The following is a 6,420-nucleotide window of genomic DNA, read 5'->3' on the forward strand; positions in this document are numbered from 1 at the left end:
GAAATAAAAATCAGTATCTGCCGGATCACAGAGCCTTGAATCTATAGCGTTTAGCTGCGATAAGTGAGGAAAAAATGGGATACAAATTTACAGCATCAATGATGTGTGCGGATTTCCGCAATCTTGAGAAGGAGGTTCATGACCTTGAAGAAGCTGGAATTGATTCCTTCCATGTCGATATCATGGACGGACGTTTTGTTTCAAACTTTGCTATGTCATTGAATGATCTCCGATGTATTGCGGGACTTACAGACCGGCCGATTGATGTGCATCTTATGGTGGAGCACCCGAATGGCTCGATTGAATGGTTTCTTCAATGCCTTCGACCTGGTGATACGGTTTATATCCATCCGGAGGCAGAGTATCATCCGTCAACAACGATTCAGAAGATCATTGATGCCGGGATGATTCCAGGCCTTGCAATCAATCCCGGAACCAGTGTCGAGACGGTGACAGAGATGCTGCGAATCGTCGATAAGGTTCTCGTCATGACAGTAAATCCAGGAAATGCCGGTCAGATGTTCCTACCTTTCGTGGACACAAAAATTCATAAACTCTACAAGCTGAAACAAGAAATGGACTTTCAGATGTTCTGGGACGGCGCTTGTGGAGAAGATAAAATTCGAAAATATGGTCCTGAAGGAATGGATGGGTTTGTATTGGGTACTACAGTATTATTCGGTAAAAATCGTTCCTATAAGGATATTTTAAACGATATTCATAGCTGGATACCTGATAGAGAATAAAATATTGCTCAGAATAAGAAAGCAATGATGCTAAGGGTGAAATCGAATGAATACAGTAATTCTGTTGTCCGGTGGCGTTGGTAGGCGTACCGGATCAAGTGTTCCAAAGCAATATATCGAGATTAATGGACGTATGATGATTTATAACCCACTTTCTACGATCCTTAATTGTAATGAAATATCCCATCTGCAGATTGTGGCCGCAGAGCCTTGGCATAATAAGATTCGAAAGATCATTGATCAAATATGTGAAAAACGAGTTGTCAAGACCTATGCTTTTTCAGAGCCGGGAGACACTCGTCAACTATCGATATTTCATGCATTGAAAGATTTAAAAGACATGCTGTCTGAGGATGACTTCGTATTAATACACGATGCAGCTCGTCCATTCGTAACAGTTGATCTGTTGAACAAAACACTTGATACCGCACAAAAGCATGATGGTGCAATTCCGGTACTTCCTGTTTCCGATACTATCTACTGGAGTATGGACGGTAAATCATTAAGTGGCTGTATTCCAAGGGAACAGATCTACGCTGGACAGGCACCGGAAGCATTTCGGTTTGGACCGTATCTTAGAGCGAATGAGTCCCTGCTGCCGGAGCAGATTCGAACAATCAAAGGATCCACAGAGCCGGCTCTTCTGGCTGGATTAGATATGGCTGTCCTGCCTGGAGATCCAGGTAATTTCAAGGTAACAACATTCGAAGATCTGGAAAGAGCAAAGCAGATCCTCTCCAATGCAACTACATGAGAATACTTAGGTTCGAATAAATTTCCTGTTTCGTAAATCTTAATCGTATTTTTGTCAAAAATTGAAATGGTGGCCATTATGAAGGCAAATGTTCTGTATGATATCGGAGATATTCGTTTTACTGAAGTTCAAGATCCGGAGCCAATCGCTGATGAAGTGTTGATTCGGGTATTCTGCGCAGGCATCTGCGGATCGGATATCCCCCGTATTTATCAAACTGGTGCCCACGTCATGCCATTGATTCCCGGACATGAATTTTCAGGAGTTGTAGAGAAGATAGGAGCCCATGTTGATAATATGTGGATCGGTAAACGTGTCGGTGTCTTCCCACTAATTCCATGTGGAAAATGCGGACCATGCCGGCAGAAAAGATATGAGCTCTGCCGCCATTATAATTATCTGGGATCCCGCTGTGACGGGGGATTCGCTGAACTAGTGCGCGTGCCGGCCGCCAATCTGATAGAAATTCCGAATTCGGTATCCATGGAGGCGGCGGCGATGCTGGAGCCGATGAGCGTTGCCATGCATGCGATCCGGCGGACAATCCCTGATTTCGGAACGGAGGGATTCACATCGGATCCGTCGATCCGGATTGCGGTCATTGGTCTCGGCACGATAGGACTGTTGCTCACATCTTTGCTTTGCAGTGCGGGATATCAACAGATTCTGGTCTCCGGAAAAAAAGATTATCAACGGGATATTGCACAAAGACTTGGAATTCCGAAGGAAAATATTTATCCAGCGGCTTCGGATAAGCAGCAATGTCCCATATTCTTTTCTTCTGGGAAGGATAATGTGAAGAGGATTACAGCTTATGGATATACCCAGGGAAATATCAGCGGTGTGGACAGCGATTGCCCTGTGAATGATGAGGATAATAGTTTGCAACGTTGGATTTTAGACAGGACAGATGGACAGGGAGCGGATATCGTCTTCGAGTGCGTCGGAAAAAATGAGACGGCGGTGCAGGCGATCGATGCAGCGGCTCCGCTTGGCCGCGTTGTATTTGTTGGCAATCCGGCTGGGAATATGCAATTTCCACGAGATGTGTATTGGAAGATTCTGCGAAATCAGCTGACCGTCATCGGCACATGGAATTCCTCCTTCACAGGCGAAGAAAACGACGACTGGCACTGCGTGCGCAGGCTATTGAAAGAAGAAAGAGTGAAACCGGAAGCACTGATCACGCAGAGATTGCCGATGGAGAAACTGGAACAAGGGCTGCGGATTATGAGAAATAAGACGGAAGAATATGTGAAGGTGATGGTTGTTAATCACACAAGTGAAATGGAGAGGGTTTAACTATGAAAAGGAAATTGGCGATTGGGGGGAACATCTTTATTTTCTTTAAAAGTTTTTGATGCACTTACAGACTTGACTCTTGCCATTTACGGAACATTATCTTAATGATGCATTTCATTTGCATCTCCCTGAAAATGAAGCTGTTGACCCTTATAATCCGGAACTAAAATCGGCACGAGATTTGAAGAAGAAATTGTATCGCCCATTAGAGCTCTGCCAATATTGCGAAAAGAATGTAGGAGTGCCATGGCAGCAGATGCATACGAGTAAGGTATTGAGCGATTATCTTGTGGAGTGAGGGAGATTATTAAAAATGATCCAGTATATTTATATAGCGGGTGCATCCTCAAGAGCCCGGACAACACGCGAATATTTGGAATTTTTAAATGGCAACCTTAAGGTATCGGCATATCTTGTATCTCCGGAGATGCCTGATAGGGATAAAGTATTCGGAGGACTTCATATCTACCCAATCTCGGAACAAAGCAAATTAAATACGCAATATCCTGTATATATTGGCACGCGTGGGGTAAATCAACGGAAAATTGAACGCGAGCTTCGCGAGATCGGCTTTCATGAAATCATTTCTGTAACACCTGAACTGGATACGTCTTTGCGTAATCAATATGTAAAGGCAATTTTCGCAAGGCATCACAGGCAGTTTACGAAGATTGAAGATCTGACGTACAATCGGCACATACAGACTGAGCCAGATGACACTTTCCATTTAAAACCTGTTTTAAAATTAAGTGAGACCGGGGACAAGATAAATACGGCTTCTATTTATGTGGTTAATACTGCTGGAACGGATCATTTAAAAGATACTTACACATTTCTTTCGGAAGAGAAAATCATACAGGCCGGAACCGCTCTGACAAGAGGGAGAATACCCGATGCCGCTTATGATAATGTGGGTGATAATATTTCCGAGAAGAACCATCAATTCTGTGAGTTAACAGCTCTTTACTGGATCTGGAAGCATGTGGAAGATGATTACATTGGCATGGTTCACTATCGGAGACATTTCCTTCTGCCTGATCACTGGCTGAATCGAATGCAGGATAATCATATTGACGTACTTCTTCCCGTACCCCTCTATGTGGCACCGACGCTGGAGGAGAATTTTAGAATGCGACACATACCGGTTGTTTGGGATGTCATGCTTTCAAAACTGAAAGAAATTCATCCTGAAGATTATGGCTTTATTTCTGATTATCTGAGATCATCCGGATTGTACAGTCCTTGTAATATGTTCGTGATGAAACATCAGATTCTGAGAGATTACTGTGAGTGGCTTTTCCCAATCCTCTTTGCAGTAGCGGATGAAGTTGGATATGTGAACGATTCTTATCAAAACCGATATCCAGGATTCCTGTCGGAACGACTTATGACAGCGTATTTTCTGATGCATAAAGATCAGTACAGAATCGTTTTTGCAGATAAAAACTTTCTGAATTAGTTTGAGTATTTCGGAATGATTGTAAATGTTTTTATTCGTATGGGGGGAGAAAATATGGAAGAGTTAATTTCAATTATTGTTCCTATTTATAATGGTGAACGCTATTTGAATGAATGCTTAGATAGTCTAAAAGCTCAGGACTACCAAAATATAGAAATTATGCTGATCGATGATGGGTCGACAGATGATACAGAAAATATTTGCCGGAGATATGCATCAGCAGATCAAAGATTTCACTATATCTATCAGGAAAATGGCGGCCCTAATACTGCCAGGAAGAGGGGGGTGGAACATGCGACAGGGTCTTGGGTGTTGTTTGTTGACGCGGATGATCTCGTTACAGCGGATTGCTGTAGTTCTTTAATTGCGAGACAACATCAAACTTGTGCGGATATGGTTTTTGGAAAACTCCAGCGCTTTCAAAGTGAAAAATATGGGAAAGAATCAAAAGTATTACAAGGGGTGTTATCCGGTGAGGAAGTCTTAACTCATTTATTGAAACCGAGGCCCTTTGATGTTTCTGTGTCGTGTACTATGTATCCAATTTTATATAACAAAAAGATTATTCAAGATGTATTAAGAAATATGGATCTTCGGATACGCTTTGCTGAGGATGAAGCCTGTACGATAGCCTGCCTTCGTTATGCTAAGTGTGTTTCCTGCTTGCCACAGGTAATCTATTTTTACAGGCAGTCAGAAGTATCATGCTGCCATACACATACTAAAAGTTGTGTGATAGATCAAAAACTCTTTCGTTTCTTCACAAATCATGTGGTTGAAGGCACTTATTAACTGTCAAGTAGAAATGTACAAATAATCCTAAATAAAAATGTACAGTTTACGGTAATGGCTCCTCCTGTTCAAAGTCCTTCAACCGATAGGATTTTCCTGTGATCGATACGACATGGGAATGATGTAGAACACGATTCAGGATTGCATCTGCAACGACTGCATCATAAAAAACGCTGTCCCAATCTCCGAAATTGATATTTGTCGTCAGGATTGTACTTTTCTTCTCATAACGCATATCGATCAGTTGGAAAAACAGGTTGGAATCCTCCTTGTCAATCGGAAGGTACCCGATTTCATCAATAATCAAAAGCTTGTAGTGGTTGAAATGCTTCAGCCTCGCTTCCAGACGATTCTCCAGCTTTGCTTTTCTCAACTGCTGCAGAAGATCGCTGCATTTGATGAAATAGGTGATGTTATGGTGTTCTGCAGCAGCAACCCCGATGGATGTTGCCAGATGCGTCTTACCCACTCCGCTCGATCCGAGAAAGACGATATTCTCCGCCTTCTCCATAAATCCAAGGGTGCAGAATTCCTGCATCTGGGCTTCGCTCACGGAAGGTTGGAAGCTGAAGTCAAAATCCGAAAGTGTCTTTACGAACGGAAATGCCGCCGCATGAATCGTACTATGTGCTGCAGACTGTTCCTTGAAGTCCACTTCATAATTCGTTAGTTTTAAGAGTCCCTCCGTAAAAGAAAGATTCTTTGTTCCCACATCTCCGGCGACTTCTTCCAGATGGAGTTTCATCTGGTTCAGCCGGAGTGTTCCAAGGTTCTGTATCGTCTGTTTGTAGATGCTGCTGTTATTCATACACTGCTCCTAATGCCCTGAGATTTTCCTTTGCCCGTGCTGCGATATTTTCTTCTGCAAACGAATGCGTTCTGCAGATGAGATCCCGGTAATGGTCCTCTTGATAGTTGATTTTCTTTCCCGACAAAGAATGCAGTGCGATGAGTTTCATGTTACAATACACATGGATGTAGTCATCGTAAACCTGCAGGGTAACGCTTTTTCCAATGTATTCCGGCGGTACGGAATACTGCTTTCCGCGGTAGCGGAAGAGGCTGGCGTTGTCTATGCGGACTTTATGATCGACCAGCTGATAAGGATTCCTGATGGTCTGCTGCGGTAACGGGCCGAAGGAATCCTTTTCTTTTTTCAAATACATCAACGGAATTTTCCCGGTTCCGGGGTGTACTTTCGAGTTTTCCCTGTCGTTGATCTTTGCCAGAAGTTCCACGAATCCAAGGTAAGTCAGCCGACCGTTGTATGCACGGAGTTCATCGAGAATCCGCATCGGAGATTCCACTTTTCCTTTTGTCTTTGGCGTGGCGGCAATACATGGCTGGACACGGAATCCATAATCATC

The 6,420-nt window shown here is 43.2% G+C and carries 7 protein-coding genes; 5 read left to right on the top strand and 2 right to left on the bottom strand.

The annotated features are described in order from the left end of the window. Positions 1-74 precede the first annotated feature (74 nt). The 5 genes from ACKX2L_RS10645 (at position 75) to ACKX2L_RS10665 (ending at position 5,053) form a co-directional block, all read left to right on the top strand. The gene (locus ACKX2L_RS10645) at positions 75-746 is read left to right on the top strand and encodes a ribulose-phosphate 3-epimerase (protein WP_497552008.1); all 672 of its coding nucleotides are present in this window, start codon (positions 75-77) and stop codon (positions 744-746) included. Positions 747-792: 46 nt separating this feature from the next. Continuing rightward, positions 793-1,500, top strand: coding sequence for an IspD/TarI family cytidylyltransferase (locus ACKX2L_RS10650; protein WP_497552007.1), 708 nt, complete (start codon positions 793-795; stop codon positions 1,498-1,500). A gap of 78 nt (positions 1,501-1,578) precedes the next feature. Continuing rightward, positions 1,579-2,802, top strand: coding sequence for a galactitol-1-phosphate 5-dehydrogenase (locus tag ACKX2L_RS10655; protein WP_497552006.1), 1,224 nt, complete (start codon positions 1,579-1,581; stop codon positions 2,800-2,802). 313 nt (positions 2,803-3,115) lie between these two features. Then, positions 3,116-4,261: a DUF4422 domain-containing protein gene (locus ACKX2L_RS10660; RefSeq protein ID WP_497552005.1), complete on the top strand. Its 1,146-nt coding sequence runs from the start codon at positions 3,116-3,118 to the stop codon at positions 4,259-4,261. Between the two features lie 54 nt (positions 4,262-4,315). Further along, positions 4,316-5,053 carry a glycosyltransferase family 2 protein gene (locus ACKX2L_RS10665; RefSeq protein ID WP_497553256.1) on the top strand — a complete coding sequence of 246 codons (738 nt, stop codon included), beginning with the start codon at positions 4,316-4,318 and terminating at the stop codon, positions 5,051-5,053. Between the two features lie 46 nt (positions 5,054-5,099). Here the strand turns inward: ACKX2L_RS10665 and istB are convergent, their stop codons facing one another. Together istB and ACKX2L_RS10675 are read right to left on the bottom strand one after the other, a co-directional pair. Next, complete coding sequence (istB, locus tag ACKX2L_RS10670) at positions 5,100-5,861, bottom strand: IS21-like element helper ATPase IstB (RefSeq protein WP_497550999.1); 762 nt, start codon at positions 5,859-5,861, stop codon at positions 5,100-5,102. Continuing rightward, on the bottom strand, positions 5,854-6,420 hold a 567-nt coding region (locus tag ACKX2L_RS10675; protein WP_497553257.1), incomplete at its 5' end, for a Mu transposase domain-containing protein. The genes istB and ACKX2L_RS10675, both read right to left, overlap by 8 nt.

Origin of the sequence: Porcibacter vitabionis, from assembly GCF_046263795.1 — a bacterium.
Classification (GTDB): Bacteria; Bacillota; Clostridia; order Lachnospirales; family Lachnospiraceae; genus Lachnocurva.